The organism is Sorangium sp. So ce128 (assembly GCF_051525245.1).
GTDB lineage: Bacteria > Myxococcota_A > Polyangia > Polyangiales > Polyangiaceae > Sorangium > Sorangium cellulosum_B.
In genome coordinates this window covers 7,732,890-7,757,246 of sequence record NZ_CP150313.1, presented here as the reverse complement: position 1 = coordinate 7,757,246, position 24,357 = coordinate 7,732,890, and the positions used below count along the sequence as shown (strand labels likewise).

The following is a 24,357-nucleotide window of genomic DNA, read 5'->3' as shown; positions in this document are numbered from 1 at the left end:
GAGCTGGCTCCAGTTTGCTGGAGTCGTGCGACCCGTCAGGCAGGCGGTGAGGAGCGGGTTGGCCTCCCTGGCTTCAGCGCGTGACGGGGATCGTGCAGGAGAACGTCGTCCCGGCGCCGAGCTCGCTATCGACCGAGATCTGCCCCCCGTGCGCCTCGACGATGCCCTTGACGATGTACAGCCCGAGCCCCGCGCCCGCGCAGCGCGCCGCCCGCCCTTGCCAGTAGCGATCGAACAGGCGCGGGATGTCTTCGGGCCGGATCCCCGTGCCCGTGTCGCTGACGGACAGGCGCACATCGGGCCCCTGGCGCTCCGCGCCGATCGTGATCTCCCGTCCTTCGGCGGTGAACTTCAGGGCGTTGCCCACGAGGTTCGACAGCACCTGGAGCATGCGGCCACGGTCGCAGCTGAGCTCCAGGCCGCTCCCCGGAAGGAGGGTGTGGAGCTGGATCCGCTTCTGCTCGGCGAGCGGCGCGAGCATCTCGGTGACCTCGCGCACGAGCGAGCCCACCTCGCACGGCTGGATGTCCAGCTTCATGCCCTTCGCCTCGATGATCGCGGCGTCGAGCAGCTCGCCGAGCATCTCGACGGTGCGCTCCGCGGCGCGCTTGATCTGCCGCGCCCGATTGCGGATCGCCTGCCCCGCCGCGTCCGCCGGTGCCGATCGCTCGAGCAGGGACGCGGCCAGGATGATCGACGACAGCGGGTTCCGGAGGTCGTGCGCCGCGATGGCCAGCGCCTCCTCGCGGAGCCGCCGCGCCCGCTGCTCGGCCTCGTAGAGGCGCGCGCGCTCCAGGGCCTGCGCGCACTGCAGGGCGAGCGTCGTCATGAAGCGCCGGTCGTCCTCGCTGATCCGGCAGGTGTCGCGGTACGTGACCCCGAGCACCCCGATGGTCACGTCGCCCAGCGTCATGGGGACGCAGATCAGGGTCTTGGCCCAGTCGCCTACCGGCGTGTCCGGATAGGCAGCCTGATACGCCGCGAGCGACTCGAAGATCAGCAGCTGGCCCGTGCGGATGCAGTCGACGACAGCCATGCGCGCGGACATGGGAATGCGGCGCAGGCGCGCGACCACGTCCTCGGGGTAGCCGGGCGCGCGGAGGACCTCGATCACGTCGTCCTCCGCGAGGAGCGCGACGTACCCCGCGTCGGCGTAGAGCGCGGCGAGCCCGAGCGAGAGGACCACCTCGGCCACCTGCGCGGGCGTCACCGCGCGCGAGAGCTCGGACGTGAACGTCTGGAGGCGCGCGACGCGCGCCTCCGCCAGCTCGACCCGGACGCGCGCGACGCGCTCGCAGGCGAAGGCCCGCTCCCGCGCCTCCTCGGCCCGCTTGCGGCGCTCGATCTCGTTCACGACCTCGACGACGTACAGCGGCGCCCCCGCGCGATCGCGGGCGAGCGAGCGCGTGACCGCGACCCAGAGCATCGACCCGTCCCGCCGCAGGCAGCGCTCTTCGGTGGTGGAAGAGGGGATCTTCCCATCGCCCAGCGCATGGACGTGCCGGAGCGCTCCCTCCGCGTGGTCCGGGTGCCGGAGATCCTGGGCGCGGAGCGCAAGCAGCTCCTCGACGGTGTATCCGAGCAGCTCACAGAGCTTCGGGTTCACGCGGAGCAAGCGGTCGTCGAGGGAGACGTGGGCCATCCCCACCGCCGCCTGATCGAAGGCCGCGCGGAACCGCTCGTCGCTCGAGGCGCGCGCGACGTTCGCCGCGCGCGCCTCGAGCAGAGCGCGGACGGCCGTCATCAGGAGCCGGCTCTCGGTCGGCCATGCGCGCGAGCCGGCACGACAGCAATCGTACGCGGAACCGTACGCGGAGCCGCACGTCGAACCGAGCGTCGAATTCGACGTCGATGGCTGACCGACGGCCGCGTTGGGCCGGCTGGCGTGCAACACCGGAGTGGCCGCCGCGCCCAGCGCCGCCTGGAGGCGCTGGCAGAGCTCGCACCGCTCGCCGTCCGGCAGATCGACGCCGATGAGCACCAGGTCCGGCGGTCGATGGGCTCTTCGCAGGCTCTCCGCGACCGTCGCTGCGAGCTCGACCCGCAGCCCAGCGGCCTCGAGCGTGCGGCGGATCTCCTCTCGTTGGGCCTCGTCATGATCGACGATCAGGACGGTAGGTGCCTGCATACGGTCCGCGCTCTTCCTTGGGAGAATGGAGAATTGAAATAGCTCACTTCCTCGCGGCTCGCCTCTCGAGGAGGCGTGTCGAGGGTACGAACTGTGCAAGATCCCGGAGCAGAATCGCGGACGATGGCGGACGCAACCGCGCGCTCGAACGAGGGGTGGGCTCATGGCAGCGTGGCTGGAATCAGCGCTCGAGGCGGGGCGCCTCTATCGCTCGATCGGCGTCCTGGAGGCGGAGCAGCTGCGTCCTCACGTGCACCGCGCCTGGGTGCGCTCTCACGGGGGAGGGGCCGATCCGCGCCGCCCCAAGGCCGAGTTCCTGAGCGCGCTCGACACCGAGCGCCTGCGCGAGCGGCACCAGGACCTCATCCTCGCTTCCGAACCCTACCTTCACGCGCTCAGCCAGGCCTCGGGCGACGAGCGCCATGCGATCATGGTGGGGGACGCGCGGGCGGTTCTCCTGGATGTCCGCGGTGACGAGCAGACGATTCACGGCCCCGAACGGGTGCCCGGTCCAGGCGCGTTGCTCGAGGAGAGCGTCTGTGGCGCGAACGGCGTCGGTACGGCGCTCGCCGAAGATGGCTATACGGAGCTCGTGGGGCCGGAACATTTTATTCAGGGATTCCAGGTCTTCACGTGCCATGGGCTCCCGCTCCGGGACGGCGATGGGGCAACCATCGGCGTGCTCAGCGTCTCGGTCAGGAGACCCGAGATTGGCTGGCGTCTCCGCGAAATTATGCTCTGCGCCGCGCGCGCCATCGAGATGGACCTCCTCGCCATGCGGCTCGAGCGGGACATGGATCGTCTGCTCACTGCGCGGGACGTGCCCATGGAGGACCTGCGGCGGTTGCTCCAGGACCTCCTCCAGGCGCGGGCCGCCGCGCGGCTCAGGATCGATCTCGCCGCGGATCAGCTCGCCGGGAGCGTCCTCGCCCAGACGCGCGATCTGCTCCACCTCGCCGCCAGCGTGCTGCGCCGCTTCCAGCGCTCCGCTGCGCTGTGGCGGGCGCTCGCGCTGGGCGAGGCGGCGGCGCCGCGCCCGGTGGCGCTCGACGCGCTGATCCGCGATCTCACGGAGCTGCTGGAGGTCGAGTCGGCTGTCTTCAACGTCACGATCCGCATCGAGGAGCTCGAGCCCGTGGTGATCCAGGCGGACCACGACACCCTGGCGCGCAGGCTCTTTCGCGTGCTGGTGAGCGCCATCCGGGCTGCGCGCCGCGGCGCCGTGCACCTCGCGCTCCGGGCGAGGCCGACGGGCGGAGAGCTGTGCCTCACGCTCTCACCCGGCGCGGGGGTCGCCCCGCGCGCGCCGCGCCCCGTGCGGGTGCTGGTGCCGGCACACCCGGGAGCTCCGGAGCGCGCGGCGAGCGATCTCTCGGCGTGCATGGCCTGAGCCGGCGGGCCCGCGCGCGCCGCGACGGAGCCGCCGCGAGGCGCGTTGACCGTGCTGCTGCGCGGTGGTCAGCGCGTCGACGCGCGCTCGTCGTCGTCCTGGCGCCGCGGCCGCCGCTTACCGCAGGAGCGAGCCATCACCATCGCCGATCGAACGGCGTCGTCCCGGCGATCCGATTCTTGCTCCGCGCGCCGCGAGCGTATTGACGCGCGTTATGCTCGCCCGTCTTTTCGCTTGGAGGAGGTCCAGCATGAGTCGATCAGCGCTTGTCAACATCGGGTTCGCGGCAATGTTCCTTGCGGCGGCGCCGCTGCTCCCGGCGTGCGCCGTCGGTCCGGACGGCACGGAAGAAGCGGAGTCCACCGGCCGCGCGAGCATCGCCCTGGTGGCGCAGACCAACGGGCACGTGTACCGGCTGAGCAACGCGATCTTCAGGATCGAGGGGCCGATCGTCACGTACCTCGGCACCTCGGATGATCCGGGCGAGACGGTGCTCAGCGCGGCATTGCCCACCGGCGATTACGCGAGCACCCTGGAGCAGGGCTGGGTCTTGCAGCGCGATGACGGGGGCACGTTTGTGCCCGTGCAGGCGACGCTGCTCACCCCTCCCACCGTCTCATTCGCTATTTACGATGGGGCCGTCACGCCGCTGGTCTATCAATTCCAGACGGACGGCACGATCATCACCATCGGGGATGGGCAGCTGGACATCTCCATCGAGGTGACCGAGGTCGGCGGTGGCGGCGCGTGCACGCCGTTCGGCGCCGGCTGTAGCGGCGGCGAGTGGTGTGCCCCAGGAGCGCTGCTGGGAGGGGTTCCGGCCTGCCTCCCGGGAGGCACCATCCCCGTAGGAGGCACCTGTGGAGGCGTCGAGGGGTGTGTGTCCAACGCCGCGTGCGGCGACCTGACCGGGGAGGGCCTCACCTTCACCTGCATCGAGCTCTGCCCGGGGAGCAGCTTCGGCGCGCCGTGCGCCAGCGGCGGGAGCTGCGTCGACATCGGCTACCCGGAGTTCGGGATCTGCTTCTGAGCGGGGTTCGCGGCGATCGTCGCCGGGAGCGCGCGGGCGGCTTCCGGCGACGATCGCATCGGGCGGCGACCCTCCGTCGGGTCAGCGCGGAATGAGGTTGCGGCAGCCGCTGCCGCAGGCGTCCCCGTCGCGGTTGTTGCCGTCGTCGCACTCCTCCACGGCCTGGACGACGCCATCGCCGCAGTACTCGCCGAGCTTGCAGTCCTGCGCGCACTCGCCGTAGCCGCCGTCGTTCACGCCGTCGTCGCACTCCTCGCCCAGGCTGACGACGCTGTCGCCGCAGACGGGCTTGCACTCGCTGCGCGCCGTCGCGAAGCCCTGCAGCGTGAGCTTGAACGTCGACGCCGCGGTCTGGCGCTCGGCGTGGAACACGGCGATCTGGTAGACGCCGCCGTCCGTCAGGCCGAGGTCGACGTTCCGCGGCTGGATGACATCGTCTTCCTCCGTCGCGTAGGTCACCCTGCCTCCCCCGCTGGCGTTGATGACGAGGCGCCCGTTGACGGCGCTGTGGATGCCGCCGACGTCGACCGCGAGGCGATCGTTGATGAACACCCACACATCGTCGTCGCCGGTGAAGTCGAGCTCGTACTGCTCGCCCGCGTTGTACTGGAACCAGTAGCGGATCTCGCTCGTGAAATGGAAGTTGTGCTTCGGGCTGCCCTGCTCCTTCAGCCAGTCGCCGCCGCCGTAGCTCGGGAAGATGTCGGCCGCGACGCGCTCGGCCGCCGGGGTGAACGGATCGTCGTCGACCGGGAAGAACAGGGGGCTACCATCGTAGGTCTCCTCGATATACCGCGCCCAGTAGACCCCGTCGCGCACGTTGCAGCTGTGGAATTGCTCGCTGTGGATGTCGCCGCACTGCGGGGTGGCCTGGGCCGACGAGGTGCACTCCTCGTCGTTCACCTCGTTGCCCACGTTGCCGCAATAGTGCTCGCTCTCCTGGGACAGCAGGGTCCACTGCTCGCCGTCCTCGCCCCAGCGGTTCACGAAGCGGCCGTCGCCGGTGTCCCAGAGCGTGAGGGTGGTGACCGTGGTGCTGTTGGTGCCGGGCACGTCGTGGTACCACTGGGCGAAGGTCTGCGCGCTATTGACCAGGCTGTTTGCGGTGGTCATGTACGTCGGCTTCTTCTCGGCGTCGAGCCGGGGCGCGACCATGTTGAAGACCGGCGTGCTGCGGCCGGGACCATCCGGCTCGAAGTCGGGGTGTGCCTCCTTGAAGTCGCGGAAGACGACAGGCACGGCCATCGATCCCGAGGGCTGGGGGACGGCGCAGGTGTAGCCCGGCTCCTCCGTGCACGTCGCGGAGCAGCCGTCGCCGTCGATGTTGTTGCCGTCGTCGCACTCCTCGCCCAGCACGAGGCCATCGCCGCAGAGGGACGCGCAGGAGCCCGCGGAGCAATCGGGCTCGGCCTGGCAGCTCGAGGAGCAGCCGTCGAAGGGCATCGTGTTGCCGTCTTCGCAGCTCTCCGCGCCCTCTTGCGTCTTGTCGCCGCAGGTCGTCGGCGTGCAGGCGCTCGGGCTGCCGCTGCACTTGAAGCCGACCTCCACCTTGCAGGTCGGCGAGCAGCCGTCGGCCGCCTCGGTGTTGCCGTCGTCGCAGAGCTCCGGGAACACCGCGGAGCCGTCACCGCAACGCGCGATGCGCGCGCAAGCGACCCCGGGCAGCGGGCACGACCAGCCGAGCTCGACCGAGCGGCAATCCGCCGCACAGCCGTCATCCCCCACGGCGTTTCCGTCGTCGCACGCCTCGTCGTTGGTCAGGCCCCCGTCGCCGCAACGGAACGCGCTGTCGCCGTCGCCGATGTCCGATCCGCTCCCCGTGGTGTCGCCGTCGCCGAGATCGCCGCCGGTGGTGGTGGTGGGATTGTCCCCGCCGCCACCGGGGCCGCCGCCTCCGGAAGGGCGGTCGGCGCTCGCAGAGCAGCTCGCCACCAGGGCGGCGCAGCTCGTGATGAAAATGGTTGAACCAAACCACGAAGATCGAGGACGCATGACCTGCTCCTTCCGGTTGCCCGGGACCTCTCGGGATGCGTGAATTGGCGACAGTCTCCCACGCGGGTGCCCTGAATTCGAGCCCTTCCTGCGCGCGTCGCCGCCTCCAGGTCTGTTGGATAAGGCGACTCCCCCTGTGCGTGGACAAATCCTGAACCAGCGTCTCTTTCGCCCGAGGGCGGACCGCGTGAGGGACGTATACTCGCGCTGCGGCCGGCTCGCTCCTCCTCGCAGGGCGGCCGGCCCGTCACCGGACCTGGAGCGCTGCATGTCGCGATCGTCTGACTCGACCCGTCCTCCGGGGAGCGCACGCCTCCCCGGCGCGACCGCGCGCCCCCGGCGCTCCTGGCCCGGGTGGGCCGGCTTCTCCGGCCTGCTCCTCCTGGTCATCCTCGTGCCGTTCTTCCTCTTCGCCGACAGCCTCGAGGCCGCGGCGCGAAGGCTGCTCGCGGCGCCTCCTTCGCCCATTGCGACGGCGCTCGTCCTCGGCGGATTGCTCGCTGGCGATATCGTCCTGCCGGTGCCATCGAGCCTGGTGAGCACGGCGGCGGGCGGGCTTCTCGGCTTCTGGCGCGGGACGGCGGTCTCCTGGGCGGGCATGATGGTGGGCTCGGGGCTGGGTTATCTGGTCGGCGCGCGCGCGGGCGCGCCGGCCTTGCAGCGGATGGTGGGCGAGGCGGAGCTCGCGCGCCTGACGCGGGCCGCCGAGCGGCACGGCCGCTGGTTCCTGCTCCTCTTCCGCGGCGTGCCCGTGCTCGCGGAGGCGTCTCTCGTCTTCGCGGGCGCGGGCCGCATGCCCTGGCGCGCGTTCGTCACGGTGACGGCCCTGGCCAACCTGGGCATCTCCGCGACCTATGCCGCGGTGGGCGCCTCGGCCGCGCGGCTCACGTCCTCCCTGCTGCTGCTCGCTGGGATGGTGCTCCTGCCGGGGCTCGCGCTGCTCCTCGTGCGCCTGCCGGAGCGCTGGCGGAGACCGCGAGGGGAGGGCGAGGGCCGCGGAAGAGGAGGGGAGTAGCGTTACCCGCTCAGCCGCCGGCACACCCGCCGCCGTCAGGATCGATGAAGGCCGGAGCAGCGCGTCGACGCGTCGACGCGTCGCGTGCCCCCGTGACAGGCATCGTGGCGAGTCGTGGTCTTTCAGCGTGCCTTTCCCATTGACGAGCTCTGCCGATGTCCGGTTCGTCGAGTTTGACGCTGTGCGCAGGACGGATGACGCTGCGCACCTGTCGAATGACGCTGTGCACCTATCGAATGACGCTGCGCGCCCTTCGGGAGCGCAGGGCGCCCAGGTGGTTCGGCAATTGATGTGCAATTTGAAAGTCAAGCGCCACGTGGCGGTCGCCCCCTCGTGCAGCGCTCCTGCAGGATCCCGTTGGAGGAGAGCGTCTCCTGCGATCCGCCGTCGTGGGAAAAACACCGCCCTATCGATAATTGGCCTCGGCATCGGGGGTGCGTCTCGTCTTGACCCTCTGTTTGGTGGCGGGTAACATGCGAGCCCGGTTGGCAACCCGTCGGTGTTGCTTGATTGCGAATTCTGCGCAGGGTCGACTGTAGAGCGCGACCAACCGTTGATCTGGCTGAGATTGTCTTACGGACGAGCCTTGGGGGTTGTCGCTCGAAGCAGTGCGCCGTGCTCTGAATTTGTGCTTAACGAAAGAACGAACCTATGAGAATCCGAAGAAGCCATATCTTCTTGTGTTCCTTCGCCGCCCTTGCTCTGATGGGCATCGCCTGCGGTGGTGATGGATCGACCGCGGCGACCGGGGGAGGGCTGACGGGCTCCGGCGGCGCGGGCAGCGGCAACGGCAGCGGCGCGGGCAGCTCGGTGGGCAACGGCAGCGGCGCGGGCACCACGGTGGGCAACGGCAGCGGCGCGGGCAGCTCGGTGGGCAACGGCAGCGGCGCGGGCAGCTCGACGAGCAGCGGCGACACCAGCGGCGCCGGCGCTGGAATCCCGAGCGGCAGCGGCAGCGGCAACCCGGACGCGAAGCCGACGCCGGACACCGACGACTCGCCGAACGGGAGATTCCGCGTCAACCTCGACAACGGCCGCCTGACGCAGGACGGCACGGAGATCCAGGTTCGCGGCGGCAACTGGTTCGGGCTCGAGGGACAGGACGATCTCGAGCGCCCCGGCGCCATGGAGCTCTTCATCGGGTCGATGTGGTGGGCGGAGAACAACGCCCCGCGCACGATCGCGGACACGATGAAGGAGCTCACCAGCTCCAACCTCAAGTTCAACACGATCCGGCTCCCCATCGCGCCGCAGACCCTGGTCGCCAACCACCCGGACGGCAACTACAGCACCACCTCGCCCCGGATCAAGAACAACGACCCGGACGTCTACCCGTACGCCAACGCGTACGAGGCGCTCGAGGACTTCCTCAAGCAGGCCAGCGCGAACAATCTGAACGTCATCATCGGCATCCACTCCTGCTCGAACCACCTCGGGTGGCGCGCGGGCAGGCTCGACGATAACAAGCCCTACGTGGACAGCGATCGCGAGAACTACGATTACAAGGCGGACGACTACACCTGCCTTACGGGCGAGGACGCCTACAACTACGACAAGTGGCTCGCGGACATCCGTACGATCGCGCAGCTGCCCAAGAAGCTCGGGATCAAGAACATCATCGGCATCGATTGCTTCAACGAGCCGTGGAAGTACAGCTGGCCCGAGTGGGCGGACATGGCCAAGGCCTGCTACGACGTCATCGCCGAAGAGAACGACGACATGATCGCGGTGGTCCAGGGCGTGTCCGGCAGCCACCAGCCCGCGGGCGCCAGCGGCCTGACGCTGGAGCCGGAGCCCCACGGCGATCCCGACCTCAACCCGAACTGGGGTGAGAACTTCTACGGACAGACGGCCTACCCGATCCAGATCCCCAGGAATCGGCTCTGCTTCTCGCCCCACACCTACGGGCCTGCCGTGTTCGTTCAGAAGCAGCACGTCGATCAGTCCAAGCCCGAGTGCGTCGGGCTCGAGGACGAGGCGGCCGCCAAGGCCGGGTGCGGGCTCATCCTGGAGCGGAGCAACGCAGCGGCTGTCGCGAAGCTGGAAGCGCAGTGGGACGAGCACTTCGGGTTCCTGCACGACCAGAAGTTCTGCGTGATCACCGGCGAGTTCGGCGGCGTGAAGGACTGGCCGAAGAACGAGATGGACCCGGCGCTGGCCCAGCAGTGGGCGCACCTGCCTGCCGGCAAGCGCTACGACTGGGAGTGGCAGAACATGTACGTGGACTACCTCATCAAGAAGAAGATGACGGACTTCACGTACTGGTCCATCAACCCCGAGTCGGGTGATACGGGTGGTATCTACAACCACAAGTACACCGATGCGGACAAGTCGGGCTGGGGCACCTGGACGGGGCTGGACACCGAGAAGGTCGAGATGCTGGCCCGCCTCAAGTAGGCCGAGCCGCTGACGAAGAAGACCGCCCGCAGGCCTGGACCTGCGGGCGGTTCTCTTTTGTGACTCCAGCTTTGTGCACCCCGCTCTACAGCGATTTCCGCCCACCTCTGCACCATGCCGAGCAGAGCGGCGGTCTCCCGCACAGGAGACGGGTCCAGATCGGCGTTTTCGGCGCGCAAGCGCACTCCGGTGCGCTGAGCACCGAAAACGTCGAGGTGGGCCCGTATCCGAAGCGGGTGACCGTCGCTCTAATCGCAGCTGTTGTCGCGCGCGTTCACCAGCGTGAGGTCGCGAAAGGTGCTGTTCTCGGCGCAGGGGTTCTCGTTGACGGCCGTGTCCGTGATCGTGAGGTTCTGGATCGTGATGTCCGAGGAGTTCGCGAACTCGGTGCGTGCGGCCAGGCGGATGTCGCCGCCGCCGTCGACGGTCCCGGACTCGGCGGCGATGTTCACGTTGTGGCAGTTCTCGATCAGGATCGCGTTGTTGCCGGTGTCGGCGAGATCGATCCGGTCGATCGTGACGCCCCCGCTCTCGGACACGCAGAAGATCCCGCGCCCGCCGCCGCGGGCGATGACCTGGCCGACGTGGATGTTGGTGGGGTAGCCGCTGCCGATGCGCCCCGCGCGGTTGGCGAGCCGGAACGCCGCGTAGCCGGTGCCCGCGCCCGCGTTCATCGCGTCGACCGTCCCGACCTCGGCGTTGGTCGTGTCGTTCAGGAGGAGGCCGCATTCCCCGGTGTCGCGCGCGATGACGGTGCCGATGCGCATGTCGTCGACGCCGTAGGTCTCGACGCCGTGAGAGCTGGTCCCCTCGGCGTAGACATGGTCGATCTCGATGTTCTTCACCTTGTTGGCGCGGTCCGAGCGCCCATGGTTGTCGATGCGGACGCCGAGCCCGCTCGAGACGCGCAGCTCGACATGGCCGAGGCGCAGGTTCTCGACGTCGCGGAAGAACATGGCGTAGAGCGGGGTGCCGCTGATCGTGACGTTCGGGATCTCGATGTCGGTCCGGCCGCGCGCGTAGATGGGCGCATTGTCGCCGGAGCCGCTGCCGGTGACCTCGATCGTGCCGCAGACGTTGAGCACGGTGTAGCTGGGCACGTTCAGCCTCGAGCTCGCGGCCACGGTCCCGGAGCCCTGGACCAGGACGCTCTGCTTGCTGGTGCGGCCGGAGCTCAAGCTGTCGAGCGCCGCCTGCATCGCGGCCCGCATGTCGCCGCCGCTGTAGACGTTGCGAGCGCCGTTCTGCGCGGTCCAGTCGGATCCGGATCGGGTCACCACGGCGTTGTAGCCGCTCGTGTCTCCGTCGCACGGATACGCCGCGTCACCACCTCCGCTGCCGCCCGTCCCCGCCCCTCCGGCGCCGCTCCCGCCTGTGCCGGCCGCGCCGGAGTCCGCGCCTCCGGTGCCGTTTCCGCCGGTGCTCGCCGCGCCGGAGTCCGCGCCTCCGCTGCCGGTGCTGCTCGTGGCGGCGGAGCCTCCCGAGCCCGCCGCGCCGGCGCCCGACGTCCCGCCGCTCGCGACGCCGCCGCCCTCGCCAGAGCCACCGCTGGCGGGCGAGCCCCCCGTCGCCGAGCTGCCGCTTTCGGGCGAGCCCCCCGTCGCCGAGCCGCCGCCGCTGCTCTCCGGGTCGCTGCCGGCGTCCGAGCCGCAGGCCGCTGCCATGAGCAATCCGATGAGTGTTGCGGGTATCGCTGAGAGGGTGCGCAATCGAGTCTTCATTCCAAGCTCCGAACGGTGAAAGAGACCTGGCGCCCCGTGGTCCGCGCTCGGGGCCCGGCCCCCGGACCCCTGAGGGGCAGCGTCGAGCGTTGACAGGACCGCCGTCGCCAGGAGGGTGTCGACGTGGGGGCAAGACCAATCACCGCTCTCGACCGGCGACGAGTCGTTCGCGTGCGAGCGCACGATTGCAGTGTTGCGCGTCGCCGGATCGAGGCTCGAGGCTTCCCCAGCCGCCCCGCCGCGATGTCGCCCGAAGCAGTCGGCGAGCCGGATGGCTCGCACGACGGATCCCCATCTCTCGCCTCCCCGCCTCCCCGTCTCCCTGTGAATCTTCTCTTCTCCCTCTCCACCCAACGTCGCGTTTCGCCTCCGTCGATGTCGCGAGCGCCACGCCCTCGATCCTCTTCTCATGGCCGCCCTCCAGGCGGCCGCGCTCCGATCGACCCTGGCGACCTGAGCGCCGCGCGGTCGGGGCGGATCGGGCGGCGCGCTCGCCGATCGGCGGCAGCGGCCCGCTGCCGTGTTCCGCGGCGCTCCCGGCTTGGATACGCTACTTTACGAGCTCCCCCATCTCGTGTGTGCATCCGGGGCCGAGCGCGCTGCTCTTCGAAGCCCCGCACCCGCCATGTACCGTACCGCCGCTCCCCTGCCTCCCGAGCCGCCCCGCGAGTGGCAGCTCATCGTCGAGGCCTTCCTGTACGAGCACCTCTCCGTGCCCGAGGCATGGCTCGCGCGCGCCGGGGGCACCGTCGCGCTGCTCGTCGGCGCGCGGATGCTCGCGCCCGAGCACCACGGGGAGAACCGCGCCTGGCTGTTCGGCGATCTGCGGCGGATGGAGGGCCAGCGGCCGCCGCTCCTCGCCCCCGCCTCGTTCGGGCTGGAGCGCGTATGTGCGCCGGGCGAGGCGGAGGCCCTCCCGCGGCACGTCGCCGTGTGCCCCTGGCCCGACGCGGCGGGGATGACGCTGGCGGGCATCGCGCGCCACCTTCCGGGCTCGCGCTTCGAGATCGGCGCGGCGGCGGAGGTCGCGGCGCAGCTCGCGCGCGTGCGGCTCGCCGTGCCGCACGCGCGCTTCACGTACGCGCGCGTCATCGTGTTCGAGAGCGGCGAGGTGCGGGTCGCGCCGCCCCTGCCGGAGACGGAGCGCTCGGCCGCGCTGAGCGATTCCGGGTTCGAGTACCTCGACGACCTGGGGATCAGGGGCTCCCCGCTCCACAACCCGAGCGACCTCGAGCCGGCCTCCGGCGTCGCGTCGGCGCTCTTCGAGCTCGTCGCGGGCTTCGGCGAGGCGGGCGGCGTGGCGAAGCGCCAGTTCCTCCACGCCGCGGTCACGGCGCAGCCCGCGCACCCGCTGCCGTCGGACTTCGGCGTGCGCAGCCGCGAGGTCGACGCCCTCGTCGCGCGGGGCACGTCGGGCGATGCGTCGCTCCCCGAGCTGGCGCAGGCGCTCGCGGCGCTCAGCCAGGCGCTCGACGGCGCAGCCGCGCTCGGGCGCGCGGTGCGCGCGAGCGTCGCCGCGGCCGCGCCCTCGCCGCCCCACGGGCAGACGTGGAATGGAAAGCGTATTTACATGCTCTTCCCCGACGTGCAGGCGCTCCCTGTCGGCGCTGGCTGGCCGGGGTCCGAGCCCTGAAGAGACCGCGCCGCCGCGGCGTCTCGTGCGCCTCTCACGTGCCTCTCGTGTGGCAGCCGCCGCTAGCCGCAGCCCGGCACCTCGTCGAAGCTGAAGAAGACCTGCTTGCCCATGGATCGGGACAGCTCGACCATCTCGTCGGCTCCCTTCGAGGGGCCGCCGATCCGCAGGCAAGCGTCGCAGCGCGCGACGAGCCGGCGCGCGACGGGATGGAAGATCTCATTGAAGATCTCGTCGCCGATCTGCCGCGACCCGGCGTGCTCGATGAGCGGCAGCGCGAACCATTCGCCGAGGACGGGGAGGTGGCCCGCCCGGAAGAGGCGCACGGCCATGTCGTTCATCGCGCGAACGTTGGCTGCGATCAGGACCGGATCATCGCCCGTGCCGGAGCGATACGGCCCGGCGACGAGGATCATGAGGGGCTGGGTGGGTTGCATCGTCTGCCGTCAGGGGGCCTGCAGGTCCCGGTCGGCGCTCGGGAACCAGCGCGTCGCGGCGCGGACCGCGTTGGTGGCCGCGCCGAGCCGAAGGTTGTCCCCGACCACGGTCAGGCACACGCTCTTCCGGTCGCGGTCCCGGTGATCGGGGCGGATCCGCCCGACCAGCGCGAGGTCTCGGTCCTGCACGCAGTGGAGCGCGCTCAGGCCCTCGCCGGCGGCGCCGGGGAGGTGCTTCACGAAGGGCGACTTCGCCGGATCGCTCAGGATGCTCGCGACCCGATCGAGATCCACCGGGCGATCGAACGTGACCCACGCGTTCTCGTAGTGGCCGACCGCGACGCCGACCCGACAGCACTGCGCGGAGACGCCGAGCTCCGGCATGCTCAGGATCTTGCGGCTCTCGAAGATGAGCTTCCGCTCTTCCGAGGAGTAGCCGCTCTCGTCGGTGCCGCCGTTGTGCGGGACGGTGTTGCCGGCGTAGCCCGACGGCTTGAACGGCAGGCCCAGGCGATCGAGGGCCTGGAAGCCGTCGCGCGCGTCCGCGAGGAACGAGTCCAGGGCGGCGATGCCGGCGCCGCTGACCGCCTGGTACGTGCTCACCGTGACCGCGCTCAGCCCGAACTCTCGGCGCAGGGGCGAGAGCGCGAGCATCAGCGGGATGGTGGTGCAGTTCGGGTTGGCCACGAGCCGGACCGAGTCGTCGATGATGCTCGAGTTCACCCCGGCGACGACGAGCGGCACCTTCGGGTCGGCGCGGTACGTGTTGCTCTTGTCGATCACGCGGTACCCGAGCTCCACGAGCCGCGGGACGTACCGCTTGCTGTGATCGTCATCCAGGGCCACGAACGCGAGGTCTCCGCGGGGGGCGTCCTGCGCCTCGAGGCGCGACGCACTGAGCACCTCGTACGACTTGCCGTCGAGGGTGAGCTCCTGGTCCCGGCTCGCGAACAGGGCGAGCGTCGCGCCGGGCCAGGCCCGCGCGATGAGGGTGATGGTTTCGCGGCCGACAAGGCCCGTGGCGCCGAGGATGCAGATTCGCATAAGTGCGCTCTTTACCAGACCGGGGCCCAGCCGACGAGGGGCGAGTGGCCGGGCGCCGCGGCGGCGTTCTGCCTGGCCCAGCCTAGCCGCGCGAGCGCGTCCCTTCCGCCCGCGCGCCCAGCCGCCGTCCCCTCGGCGGCCGGGGCGCGGTCCGCGCTCAGATGACCGTGCCCGGCGGGACGACGGCGTTCTTCGGGACGACGACGATGCCCTCCCGGGCCGCGTAGTACGGGGCGTCGGTGTCCGGCCGATCGGGGATGTTGCGGATCACCACCCCGTCGCCGATGCGCGCGTTCTTGTCGATGATCGCGCCGTCGATCGTGCACCCCCGGCCGATGCCGATGGGCGGCAGACCCCTCGTGCTCTCGGGGCCGTGGGCCTGGAACAGGGACTCGTAGTCCGCGCCCATCATGACGGTGTTCGACATGGAGACGTGGGGCCCGATGGAGGAGAGCTGCCCGACGACCGACCGGGAGATCTTCGACTCGATGATCCGGCTCCCCTCGGCGAGGAGCACCTGGTCGAGGACCGAGCCGGCGGTGACGTGGGCCGGGGGGAAGAACTGCGGGCGCGTGTAGATCGGCCGCTGCGGGTCGTAGAACGAGAACGGAGGATCGGAGTCCGTGAGCGCGAGGCTGGCCTCGTAATAGCTGCGGATCGTGCCGATGTCCTCCCAGTACCCGTCGAACGTGTAGGTCATCATCCGATGGGTGTCGAGCGCCCGGGGGAGGATGTGGCTGCCGAAGTCGGAGGCGTTGTCGTGCTCGAGCATCTCGTAGAGCGCCTTCGCGCTGAAGATGTAGACGCCCATCGAGGCGAGCCACGGGTTCGCCGGATCGGGCACCTGCCGCACGTTGTCGAGCAGCTTCATGTCCTTCGGCTTCTCGACGAACTTGACCACACGCCCGGTGTCGTCGGTGTCCACGATGCCGAGGCGCGACACCTCGGCCGTCGGGACGGGGCGGACGGCGAGCGTGACGTCGGCCCGGGTCTCGCGGTGGTGCTCGAGGAAGGGCTCGTAGTCCATGCGGTAGAGGTGATCGCCCGAGAGGATCATGACGTCCCGCGGGTTCGGCGATTTCACCTCGACGAGCTGCTTGCGGACGGCGTCGGCGGTGCCCTGGTACCAGTCGCTGTGGGTCGGCGTCTGCTCGGCCGCGAGGATCTGCACCGCGCCGGCGGAGAAGACGTCGAATCGGTACGTCTGCGTGATGTGGTTGTGGAGCGAGACCGAGTTGAACTGCGTGAGGATGTGGATGCGGTTGAAGCCCGAGTTGAGGCAGTTGCTGATCGGGATGTCGACCAGCCGGTACTTGCCGCCGGTCGGGACCGCTGGCTTCGAGCGCAGCTTGGTGAGCGGGTAGAGGCGGCTTCCTACGCCTCCGCCGAGGATCAAAACCACCACGTCGTTGTGCTTCAAGCGGGTCTCCGCGAGGTGAGGGGGACGGTTCGACGCCCGGGACGATGGGCGCGGTTACACTATCAGGTGTGGCGCTACAATCGGGCTGCAGATCGCTCAGCGGCAGCGGGCTGGGCGGTCGCTCGGGCCGGGGGCTTCCCGGGCGATCGCCCCGGTCTGCTCCTCCACGCTGAGGGACGTGATCCGCGCGTCCGGCGAGGTGTCCACACGCACGGCCAGCGAGAGCGCGCCGCGCTCGCAGCGCAGGCCGAAGCGCGCCGCCGTGGCGCTCTCCACCACGGCGGAGCCGTCGAGCGCGCACGCCCCCACCCGCGCGCCGGCGTCGCGCAGCGCCTTTCGCAGGGAGGCGAGGTGAGCCTCCGGGAACCAGCCGGGCCTGAGCCTGCGATCGAGCGCCCCCGTGCGCGCGCGGCCGATGACCGAGGCGACGGCCTGGGCGGCGCGGCGCACGGGCGGGGAGGGCGGGACGACGCGCGCCTCCATGGCGCCGGTCGCCGCGAGCTGGCCGAGCACGTCCGCGTTGAGCGACTCGAGATCGGCGCCGGCGACGTTGGCGAGCGCGACGACGCCGACGCCCCGCTGCGGGAGGAGCGTCACCGACGCGGAGAAGCCGTCGATCAGGCCGTTGTGGAAGACCACGTGGCCGAGGTCGCAGTCCTCGCGCACGTGCCAGCCGAGCCCGGGGCCGTCGTCGCCGCCGGCGGCCGGGAACGCCGAGCCGTTGCGCGCCATCAGGTGCGACTCGCGCACCGTGCTCCGCCGCAGGGCCCCTGCCTCGGGCGCGTCGCGCGCGGGCCAGGCGGCGAGCTCGAACCCGACGAAGCGACCCATGTCGGCGAGGCTCGCGTAGAGCCCCGCGGTCGCCTCGGAGGCCCCGAGCCGCCAGGGCTGGATCGGCGCCACCGCGCCGTCGTCGACGCCGCGCGCGTGGGGCGACGCGAGCTCGCCGGGCGGCACCTGCGACGGGTCCCAGGCGGCGTCGCGCATGCCGAGCGGCCCGAGCACCGCGTCGCTCATGTAGCGCCGGTACGGCACGCCGGCGGCGCGCGCGACGACCAGCCCGAGGAGCGAATAGCCGAGGTTCGAGTAGGAGGTCGCGGTGCCCGGCGCGCTCTCGAGCCCGAAGCCGTCGAGCGTGGCCAGGATCTCCCGCTCGGTGACGTCGCGCGACGTCGACGCCGGGGGGAACACGCCGAGCCGCGGCAGGCCGGAGCTGTGCGTGAGCAGGTCGCGGACGGTGATCTGCCGCGCGTCGCGCGTCGGGTAGACGACGCCGGTGAGCGCCGGCAGGTAGCGCGCCGCCGGGGCGTCGATCGACAGCCGCCCTTCGTCGCGGAGCCGCAGTATCGCCGCCGCGGTCAGCGGCTTGGTGACGGAGCCGATGCGGAAGCGCGTGTGCTCGTCGACCGCTCCGCCCGCCGCGGCGTCCCGCACGCCGAGCACCGCCTGGATCGCGAGCTCCTCGTCGATGACGACGCCGAGCGCGAGCGCCGGCAAGCGCTCCCTCTCCGCGGCGCGCCGCGCGAGCGCCTGCACGTCGGCCGCCGCCGCGCGGAGCTTCCGCCCGCGCTCCGGATCGGGGAAGCGCGGCGTCGGCGCGGGCTCGCTGGCGAAGCGCTGGTCGAGCGGCGCCGCGGTCCCCTGCGCGACGGCCCGCGGCGCGGGCGCGGCCTGTGTGCACCCGCAGAGGAGCAGGGGTGACGCGGAGAAGACGGCCGCGGCGAGGAGCGCGGCGAGCCTGTCGTCGATCGTCCTCAAGTCGGAGCCATGACTCTCGCTCTTCGATCGCGACCCGACAATTCGAAACGGACCCGGTGGAAGGGGTCAGTCCTCGATTGTAGCGGTGGAGGTAGGCGGGGAGCACGACGTCCACGCAGCTCTGGGGTGGGGATCCCACGGTGTGATCCGCGCGGGGCCGTGACGGCGCGCGCGGGATCGGAGGCGCCGGCGGCAGTACGCGCCTACGCCCGCGCGAACCGCTCCTCGAAGGCCCGGTAGTTCGGCCGATCGGCGCCCCGGTCGTACACCGCGAACACCACGCGCGAGAACGCGCCGCGGAAGCGCGGGCGCTCGAGGCACCGGGCGAAGACGTCGGCGACCTCGCGCGGATCGTTGCGGAAGACGCCGCACCCCCACGCCCCGAGGACCAGGCACCGGTGCCCGTGCGCGCCCGCCGCGGCGAGCACCATGTCCGCGCGGCGCTCGAGGGCGGCCCGGATCTCCTGGTCCGTGGCGTCGTCGCGCTGGAACGCCTCGCCGGCGTTCGGCGCCGGCGCCGTGATGATCGACAGCGCGAACGGCCGGTCGAGGAGGGCGTGCTGCTCGTCGCGGAAGAACGGCACGTCCGGCGAGTAGATGATGTGGTCGGTATAGAGAAAGCTCCCGCAGGCCCGGTTCTGGTCGTAATACTCGCGCTGCTCGACAAGGGACGCGTACAGCGCCGAGCACCTGGCGAGGTCCTCCTCCTGGGCCTTGGCCCCGCGCAGGAACCCGCCCCCGGGGTTCTTGGCGGAAGCGAAGTTGAGGGCCATGACGCGGGCCTCGCCCTCCTGCTCGATGAGCCGCCGCCCCGCCGCCCCCGTGGTCTCGCCGGTGACCTCGATCACCGCCGGGCCATCGCGGCGCTCCTTCGGCTCCCAGGCGTCGAGTGATCCGGGCCGGTAAAGCACGGTCCCCTTCACCGCGGCGAGCACGCGGTCGCGGATGCGAACGGTCGCGCCCGAGGGCGCGATGTACTCGCCGCGACTCGCGATCTGCACGGTCTCCGCGGCGATGCTGGTCAGCTTCATGCGCTCAAGGATTGGCGAGCCGCGGCCGCTCGTCCAGCGAAACGCGCGGCGCGGGCGCGGCGGGGCGCGCAGCTCCCTCTGCCGGAGGCGCAGGCGGGCCGGCGATTCCCTCCAGTCAGCGTTCGCCCGCGCTCCCCGCCCTGCGCCGCGTCAGCGCCGCACGGAGAAGAGCGCCCACTGTCCGTCGCGCGCGGCGAGCTCGAGCCGCTCGTGGGCGAGCAGCGCGGGCGAGGGCGAGCGCAGCAGGACGTAGTCGAACCTCGTGAGCTCCGGGTGGCGGAGCCAGCTCGGGCCGAGCCCTGGCATCGGGTTCTTGCCGCCCACGTACTGAATGAAGTTCATCCCGTAGCCTGCATAGGAGGTGTTCGGCAGGCCGCCGTGGCGCACCGTGGCGATCTCCTGGATCGCGCGGAGCGGCTTGACGGGGAACGCCTCCGTCGCCCCCCACGCGTCGAGGGGCGCCAGCAGCGTTTGGCCGTGAGATAGCCTGTCGATGAGCCGCGAAGCGCCGACCGTCTCTCGGTGGAAGTCGACGAAGCGCCCGCAGAGGTGGAGGAGCAGGGCGCCGCCGCCGATCGCCGTCGAGGCGAGGAGGCCCGCTCTCGGCGCGGGGCGCGCCGGCAGGCTCCAGGCGAAGGTGAAGAGCAGCGCGGCCATCCAGGGGTGCCGGTTGTTGATCCCCTCGACCCCGAGGCAATACGAGGGCAGGACCAGGTGGCAGACCACGCTGGCGAGCGCGAGCACGGCGAACGCGTTCGGGACCCGGTACCGGGCGGTCGGGGACTCGGGCGACGCGTGGGGCGCGGCGGGCTCAGCGGTGGCGCCGGCGACGACGAGCAGCGCGAAGAGGAGCACGTAGCCGACCGAGCTCGGGAGGAGGACCCCGACGAACTCGGGGAGCTGCGCTGCGTTCTCGAAGAAGGGCGGCCACGCCGCGACAGGGCCGGGGACCGGGGCGCCGGAGGGCCTCGTGAGCACCGACATGCCCACCCAGACCGCGAACAGGGCGAGCGACGGCGTGAGCGGGAGCAGCGCCCGCCATCGCTCCCGCGGCCCCGGCGCCCTCCAGAGCGCCCAGAGCAGCGCGACGTCGAGGAGGAGCTGGGCCAGCGCGAGCGCGTGCCACAGGAGCAGGGCGACCGCGATCGCGGCGAGGCCGACGCCGAGGCGCGGGGTCGGGCGATCGAGCCATCGCACCGCGACCGCCAGGCCCAGCACGACGAGCGGAGGGGCCGTCGCGAACGCGAAGAAGCCGCCGCTCACCCAGTACGAGTGCACGAGGGGGAAGACGAGCAGCACGCACCAGCGATCCCGCCGGAGCACGCGGAGGAGGAGCATCGAGGCGGCGGGCAGGGCGACGGTGTAAGCGGTGAGGAGGACCTTGCCCGCGATCTCGATGGAGCTCACGGCCGCGAGCGCCCGCGCGAGGAGGATCGGCAGGACGAGCGGCGCGATGGGCCATCCTGTCGTGTAGGTGCCGTGAAAGGGCGAGGCGGGATCCCCGTGGTCCTGGAACGCTCGGACGAACGTCAGGAAGGGTGGGTAATCCATCATCGGCAGGAGGTCGGTCAGCCAGAAAGGCACCGCCGCGAGGAGCGTCAGCGTGAAGACCGTCACTCCATAGGCCCAATGAGCCCACGGGAATCGTGCGCCGGGACGTTCCATGGCCTGGTCGAGGTGAGGCGATTACTCAGCGGGGCGCCGTCGAACTGCTCGGGCGCCATGTAGAGAAGAGCGTCGGGTGCATGATCTTGAGCGCGCGCCGCCGGTTCGTCTCGATGTGTGCGGCCTCGTACACGGCGCCCATGCCGCCGACGCCGATGACGGGCCCGAGGCGGTAGCGCCCCGCGAACACGGCGCCCTCCGCGAACGCGAACGTCATCGGCGGCCGCCTCCATCGGCGCGCGCGCCCCGCGGGGGTCGCCACCGCGCGCGGGCGCGTCGCCATGTCCCTCTCCCCGGCATGGATGCCACGATTTTCTGTTCGCGCCGTGCCGTCAAGCCCTCGATCGCAGGCCGTCGCGCCGTACGCCACCCCGGCAGCGCGCAGCGCGCAGCGCACGAACACGACGCCCGACGCTGCTCGCGCGATGGAACCAGCACGACGGCGGGACGAAGCTCCATCGATCGACCGCCTCGATCCGGTCCCGGCGGCGCGCGCTGCGCGCTCTGCTTCGATCTCGATACGCAAGTCCTTGCACAGGTGCGCAAGCACCCGCTCCACACGTGTGGACTCCTTCGCTCCGCGCTTGACCTCCGGACCGCAAAGTCACGCCATCGCGCGTGCGGCACGTCGCTTGCCAATATCGGACAGCGAAACCGGACGCCATCCGCGTCAGTACCAGCAGTCGAGTCGGCCCGGACCGCCGTGGGGGTCCCGTGGCGCCGCCCGGCGGAGCTCACTGCGGCGCTGCGCGCCCTCGCCTGACCCGAGAGGGAAAGGCATGAACGAGAGGTGCTTGTATGATGAGTCATCTGTCTACGAAGTCTCTTGGTCTCCTCGTCCTGTCGCTCGCGTCGGTCGGGTGCGCCGCCGGCGCGCCTGGGGGAGCCGAGATCTCCGAGCAGGTCGGCGATACGGAGGTGAGCTTCGACGAGTTCGAGGCTCGCACCTACCGTGAGCCGGAGAGCGACATCTACATCGTCGACGGCGACATTCCCGTCGAGGGCCTCGACGGGCTCGAGCGGTTCTATGAGCGCCACGTCCAGCGCGGAGCGCTCATCGTCGATCAGAGCCGTGGAAGGGACGTGAGGTGGAGCGACAGGGAGAAGCGGAACCTCAGCTACTGCGTGAGCGAGGCGTTCGGTGACGACCATGGCGCGGTGGTCTCCGCGATGGAGAGCGCCGCCGCGGCGTGGGAGGAGGTGGCGGGCGTCCGCTTCGTTCACAGCGCAGACCAGGACGACGCGTGTGATGCGCGCAACAAGAGGGTCGTCTTCGACGTGCGCCCGGTCGAGGGGCAGCCGTACTACGCGCGCGCGTTCTTCCCCGACAGCTCGCGCCGCGCGCGCAATCTCCTCATCGACTCGACCGCCCTCGGCCCGCTGGATCTCTGGACGCTCACGGGCGTCCTGCGGCACGAGCTCGGCCACGCGCTCGGGTTCCGGCACGAGCACACGCGGCCCGAGGCGGGCGCCTGCTTCGAGGACGACGGCTGGCGCGCCCTGACGCCGTACGACGCGGGCTCGGTGATGCACTATCCGTGGTGCAACGGCACGAACTGGGGCGACCTCGACCTGACGGAGCACGACGCGCGCGGCGCCGCAGCCCTGTACGGCCCGCCCTGCCGGTGAGCTCCGCCCCGCGGCGCGCGCTGCGTCCCGCGCGCGCTGCGTGCCGCGCGCGCGCCGGCGGGAGGCGGGAGCGCTGGCGAGGTAGGGAGCCCGAGGGGCCATGGCGCGCGCGCGCCGCGCGTGAGATCATGGCGCGCCATGGATGAGGTCGAGCTCGGCGTCCGGCGATACTCGGCCGAGGTGGTCGCGCACCGCCACGCGCACCACCAGCTGGTCTTGCCTCTGGAAGGCGCGATAGCGCTCTCGATGGACGGTCGAGAGCTCATGGCATCCGGGCTCTCGGGTGCTCTCGTCCCGTGCGACACCCGCCACGCTTTCGCGGCGCCGGACCGGAATCGCTTCCTCGTCATCGATGTGCCGCCCGCCTCCGCGGAAGCCCTCGGCGCCGCGCCGTGGTTCGAGCGGATCGCCGGCGGGTCGATCGCCCTCGACGCCGCTGCCGCGCACCTGGTCCGGACCGCGGCGAACGAGCTCGACCGGGGCGGCTCGGTCGCGCTGCGCCGGCAGTGGGCGGGGCTGCTCGTGCTCACGCTGGCCGAGCGCGGGGCGCGCGGCGCGCTCGGCCCGATGCGCGCCCCGGAGAAGCTGCGCCGCGCGCTGCGCTTCCTCGAGGACCACGCGCACGAGCCGCTCACCGTCGCGGACGTGGCTGCCCGGGCGGAGCTGAGCCCGGGGCACCTCCACCATCTGTTTCGCACGGTCCTCGGGACGACGGTGCAGGAGCGCATCGCGGATCTGCGCCTCGCGCGCGCGACCGACCTCCTGTCCCGCACCGAGCTCGGGATCGCGGAGATCGCGATCCGCTGCGGCTATGCCGACCAGAGCTGCCTGACCCGCAGCCTGCGGCGCCGCCGCGGCGTGACCCCGGCGGCCCTGCGTCGCGCGGTCCGGGCCGAGAGTCGGGGCGAGCCGCGGCGCAGGCGAGCGTAGTCGCGCTGCAGGCGCGCAGCCCAGGCACAGCGAGCCGGGGCGCGGGCGAATGTCGCTGGGGCGCGAGCCCGTAGCCCCGGCACAGGACGGCGGAGCCTGAGCCAAGACGGCGGCCGGCCCGCGCGCCATGCTCGGCGCCATGTCGGACACGACGCACGGCGCCGCCCTATCGGACGCGGCGATGGCAGCGACGCCAGCGGCGCGCCCCTCGCGGCGAGCCGCCACCCTGGCGGGCGTCGCGGCGATCGGGCTCTGGGGCAGCCTCGCCCTGCTCTCGACCTCGGTGCGCAGGTTGCCGCCGCTCCAGGTGCTCTCGTCGACGTTCGCTGTCGCGGCGCTCCTCGGCGCGGCGCGGCTCGCCCGGCGCGGCGGGGGCGGCCTCGGCGCGCTGCGCCAGCCGCTCGGCAGCTGGATCCTCGGCGTGGGCGGGCTGTTCGGTTATCACGCCCTCTATTTCTATGCGCTCTCCGCCGCGCCGCCCGTGCAGGTCAGCGTCATCTCGTACCTGTGGCCGCTGCTCATCGTCCTGCTCTCGGCGGCGCTCCCCGGCGGGCGCCTGCGCGGCAGGCACGTGGTTGGGGCGCTGCTCGGGCTCGCGGGCGTCTGGACGCTCGTCGCCGGCGGGGGCACCGTCCGCCTGAGCGCCACACACACGCCCGGTTACCTGGCCGCGCTCGGCTGCGCGCTCCTCTGGTCGACGTACTCGGTGCTCCAGCGCCGCTTCGCCGAGGTCCCTGCCGACGCCATCGCAGGCTCCTGCGCCGCGACGGCCGCCCTGGGCCTGGCCGGCCACCTCGCGTTCGAGCGCACGGTCGTGCCCACGGCCGGAGAGGCGCTCGGTCTGCTCGCGCTCGGGCTCGGCCCCGTGGGGGTCGCGTTCTTCGCGTGGGATCACGCGACGAAGCACGGCGACGTGCCGCAGCTCGGGGTGCTGTCCTACGGCGCGCCGATCCTATCGACGCTGCTGCTCTGCGTCGCCGGCCACGCCGAGGCGAGCGCCCAGCTGCTCGCCGCCTGCGCCCTCGTGGCTCTAGGCGGCCTCGTGTCGACCGCGCCCGCGGCGAACGTCGGCGCCGGCACCCGCGGGCCGTCGACGTTCGCACGCTGGATCACCCGCCCTCGATCGCGGCGCTGACG

The 24,357-nt window shown here is 71.5% G+C and carries 18 protein-coding genes; 8 read left to right on the top strand and 10 right to left on the bottom strand.

Going from position 1 to position 24,357, the window contains the following annotated elements:
• Nucleotides 1–73 precede the first annotated feature (73 nt).
• On the bottom strand, nucleotides 74–2,128 hold the full coding sequence (locus WME82_RS29310) for an ATP-binding protein (RefSeq protein ID WP_438037996.1): 2,055 nt from the start codon (nucleotides 2,126–2,128) through the stop codon (nucleotides 74–76).
• Nucleotides 2,129–2,291: 163 nt separating this feature from the next.
• Between WME82_RS29310 and WME82_RS29305 the strand changes: the two genes are divergently transcribed.
• Nucleotides 2,292–3,518, top strand: coding sequence for a sigma-54-dependent Fis family transcriptional regulator (locus WME82_RS29305; protein ID WP_438037995.1), 1,227 nt, complete (start codon nucleotides 2,292–2,294; stop codon nucleotides 3,516–3,518).
• Between the two features lie 250 nt (nucleotides 3,519–3,768).
• Nucleotides 3,769–4,548: a hypothetical protein gene (locus tag WME82_RS29300; RefSeq protein ID WP_438037994.1), complete on the top strand. Its 780-nt coding sequence runs from the start codon at nucleotides 3,769–3,771 to the stop codon at nucleotides 4,546–4,548.
• 81 nt (nucleotides 4,549–4,629) lie between these two features.
• Here the strand turns inward: WME82_RS29300 and WME82_RS29295 are convergent, their stop codons facing one another.
• The gene (locus tag WME82_RS29295; RefSeq protein ID WP_438037993.1) at nucleotides 4,630–6,540 is read right to left on the bottom strand and encodes a DUF4215 domain-containing protein; all 1,911 of its coding nucleotides are present in this window, start codon (nucleotides 6,538–6,540) and stop codon (nucleotides 4,630–4,632) included.
• A gap of 268 nt (nucleotides 6,541–6,808) precedes the next feature.
• Here WME82_RS29295 and WME82_RS29290 point away from each other — a divergent pair, with 268 nt between their 5' ends.
• Both WME82_RS29290 and WME82_RS29285 read left to right on the top strand, forming a co-directional pair.
• Nucleotides 6,809–7,555: a TVP38/TMEM64 family protein gene (locus WME82_RS29290; RefSeq protein ID WP_437911754.1), complete on the top strand. Its 747-nt coding sequence runs from the start codon at nucleotides 6,809–6,811 to the stop codon at nucleotides 7,553–7,555.
• Between the two features lie 651 nt (nucleotides 7,556–8,206).
• A complete protein-coding gene (locus WME82_RS29285; RefSeq protein ID WP_438037992.1) occupies nucleotides 8,207–9,952 on the top strand; it encodes a glycoside hydrolase family 5 protein in 1,746 nt (581 codons plus the stop codon).
• A gap of 248 nt (nucleotides 9,953–10,200) precedes the next feature.
• Here the strand turns inward: WME82_RS29285 and WME82_RS29280 are convergent, their stop codons facing one another.
• Nucleotides 10,201–11,616: a right-handed parallel beta-helix repeat-containing protein gene (locus tag WME82_RS29280; protein ID WP_438037991.1), complete on the bottom strand. Its 1,416-nt coding sequence runs from the start codon at nucleotides 11,614–11,616 to the stop codon at nucleotides 10,201–10,203.
• A 682-nt stretch (nucleotides 11,617–12,298) separates the two neighbouring features.
• Between WME82_RS29280 and WME82_RS29275 the strand changes: the two genes are divergently transcribed.
• A complete protein-coding gene (locus WME82_RS29275) occupies nucleotides 12,299–13,306 on the top strand; it encodes a hypothetical protein (protein ID WP_438037990.1) in 1,008 nt (335 codons plus the stop codon).
• 62 nt (nucleotides 13,307–13,368) lie between these two features.
• Here the strand turns inward: WME82_RS29275 and WME82_RS29270 are convergent, their stop codons facing one another.
• The 7 genes from WME82_RS29270 to WME82_RS29240 form a co-directional block, all read right to left on the bottom strand.
• The gene (locus tag WME82_RS29270; protein WP_438037989.1) at nucleotides 13,369–13,743 is read right to left on the bottom strand and encodes a DUF4406 domain-containing protein; all 375 of its coding nucleotides are present in this window, start codon (nucleotides 13,741–13,743) and stop codon (nucleotides 13,369–13,371) included.
• Between the two features lie 9 nt (nucleotides 13,744–13,752).
• Nucleotides 13,753–14,787 carry an aspartate-semialdehyde dehydrogenase gene (locus WME82_RS29265; RefSeq protein WP_438037988.1) on the bottom strand — a complete coding sequence of 345 codons (1,035 nt, stop codon included), beginning with the start codon at nucleotides 14,785–14,787 and terminating at the stop codon, nucleotides 13,753–13,755.
• 157 nt (nucleotides 14,788–14,944) lie between these two features.
• Nucleotides 14,945–16,207, bottom strand: coding sequence for a glucose-1-phosphate adenylyltransferase (locus WME82_RS29260; protein ID WP_437739802.1), 1,263 nt, complete (start codon nucleotides 16,205–16,207; stop codon nucleotides 14,945–14,947).
• 96 nt (nucleotides 16,208–16,303) lie between these two features.
• Complete coding sequence (locus tag WME82_RS29255; RefSeq protein WP_438037987.1) at nucleotides 16,304–17,965, bottom strand: serine hydrolase domain-containing protein; 1,662 nt, start codon at nucleotides 17,963–17,965, stop codon at nucleotides 16,304–16,306.
• A 203-nt stretch (nucleotides 17,966–18,168) separates the two neighbouring features.
• Nucleotides 18,169–18,996 carry a TIGR02452 family protein gene (locus tag WME82_RS29250; RefSeq protein ID WP_438037986.1) on the bottom strand — a complete coding sequence of 276 codons (828 nt, stop codon included), beginning with the start codon at nucleotides 18,994–18,996 and terminating at the stop codon, nucleotides 18,169–18,171.
• 150 nt (nucleotides 18,997–19,146) lie between these two features.
• The gene (locus tag WME82_RS29245; protein ID WP_438037985.1) at nucleotides 19,147–20,661 is read right to left on the bottom strand and encodes a hypothetical protein; all 1,515 of its coding nucleotides are present in this window, start codon (nucleotides 20,659–20,661) and stop codon (nucleotides 19,147–19,149) included.
• A gap of 25 nt (nucleotides 20,662–20,686) precedes the next feature.
• On the bottom strand, nucleotides 20,687–20,878 hold the full coding sequence (locus WME82_RS29240) for a hypothetical protein (RefSeq protein ID WP_438037984.1): 192 nt from the start codon (nucleotides 20,876–20,878) through the stop codon (nucleotides 20,687–20,689).
• Between the two features lie 584 nt (nucleotides 20,879–21,462).
• Between WME82_RS29240 and WME82_RS29235 the strand changes: the two genes are divergently transcribed.
• The 3 genes from WME82_RS29235 to yddG all read left to right on the top strand — a co-directional run bounded on the left by WME82_RS29235 (nucleotide 21,463) and on the right by yddG (nucleotide 24,355).
• Nucleotides 21,463–22,290: a matrixin family metalloprotease gene (locus tag WME82_RS29235; RefSeq protein WP_438037983.1), complete on the top strand. Its 828-nt coding sequence runs from the start codon at nucleotides 21,463–21,465 to the stop codon at nucleotides 22,288–22,290.
• A 138-nt stretch (nucleotides 22,291–22,428) separates the two neighbouring features.
• Nucleotides 22,429–23,220 (top strand): helix-turn-helix domain-containing protein, encoded by a 792-nt coding sequence (locus WME82_RS29230; protein WP_438037982.1) that lies wholly within the window; start codon nucleotides 22,429–22,431, stop codon nucleotides 23,218–23,220.
• Between the two features lie 139 nt (nucleotides 23,221–23,359).
• Nucleotides 23,360–24,355, top strand: a complete 996-nt coding sequence (gene yddG / locus WME82_RS29225; RefSeq protein WP_438037981.1) for an aromatic amino acid exporter YddG — start codon at nucleotides 23,360–23,362, stop codon at nucleotides 24,353–24,355.
• Nucleotides 24,356–24,357 lie beyond the last annotated feature (2 nt).

What these genes read in the sequence shown, in the direction of transcription:
- WME82_RS29245 (WP_438037985.1), bottom strand. Translation starts at nt 20,661, where the DNA reads ATGGAACGTCCCGGCGCACGATTCCCGTGGGCTCATTGGGCCTATGGA.
- WME82_RS29275 (WP_438037990.1), top strand. Translation starts at nt 12,299, where the DNA reads ATGTACCGTACCGCCGCTCCCCTGCCTCCCGAGCCGCCCCGCGAGTGG.
- WME82_RS29295 (WP_438037993.1), bottom strand. Translation starts at nt 6,540, where the DNA reads ATGCGTCCTCGATCTTCGTGGTTTGGTTCAACCATTTTCATCACGAGC.
- WME82_RS29250 (WP_438037986.1), bottom strand. Translation starts at nt 18,996, where the DNA reads ATGAAGCTGACCAGCATCGCCGCGGAGACCGTGCAGATCGCGAGTCGC.
- WME82_RS29305 (WP_438037995.1), top strand. Translation starts at nt 2,292, where the DNA reads ATGGCAGCGTGGCTGGAATCAGCGCTCGAGGCGGGGCGCCTCTATCGC.
- WME82_RS29300 (WP_438037994.1), top strand. Translation starts at nt 3,769, where the DNA reads ATGAGTCGATCAGCGCTTGTCAACATCGGGTTCGCGGCAATGTTCCTT.
- WME82_RS29290 (WP_437911754.1), top strand. Translation starts at nt 6,809, where the DNA reads ATGTCGCGATCGTCTGACTCGACCCGTCCTCCGGGGAGCGCACGCCTC.
- WME82_RS29270 (WP_438037989.1), bottom strand. Translation starts at nt 13,743, where the DNA reads ATGCAACCCACCCAGCCCCTCATGATCCTCGTCGCCGGGCCGTATCGC.
- WME82_RS29235 (WP_438037983.1), top strand. Translation starts at nt 21,463, where the DNA reads ATGAGTCATCTGTCTACGAAGTCTCTTGGTCTCCTCGTCCTGTCGCTC.
- WME82_RS29240 (WP_438037984.1), bottom strand. Translation starts at nt 20,878, where the DNA reads ATGACGTTCGCGTTCGCGGAGGGCGCCGTGTTCGCGGGGCGCTACCGC.
- WME82_RS29285 (WP_438037992.1), top strand. Translation starts at nt 8,207, where the DNA reads ATGAGAATCCGAAGAAGCCATATCTTCTTGTGTTCCTTCGCCGCCCTT.
- WME82_RS29230 (WP_438037982.1), top strand. Translation starts at nt 22,429, where the DNA reads ATGGATGAGGTCGAGCTCGGCGTCCGGCGATACTCGGCCGAGGTGGTC.
- WME82_RS29310 (WP_438037996.1), bottom strand. Translation starts at nt 2,128, where the DNA reads ATGCAGGCACCTACCGTCCTGATCGTCGATCATGACGAGGCCCAACGA.
- WME82_RS29280 (WP_438037991.1), bottom strand. Translation starts at nt 11,616, where the DNA reads ATGGCAGCGGCCTGCGGCTCGGACGCCGGCAGCGACCCGGAGAGCAGC.
- yddG (WP_438037981.1), top strand. Translation starts at nt 23,360, where the DNA reads ATGTCGGACACGACGCACGGCGCCGCCCTATCGGACGCGGCGATGGCA.
- WME82_RS29265 (WP_438037988.1), bottom strand. Translation starts at nt 14,787, where the DNA reads ATGCGAATCTGCATCCTCGGCGCCACGGGCCTTGTCGGCCGCGAAACC.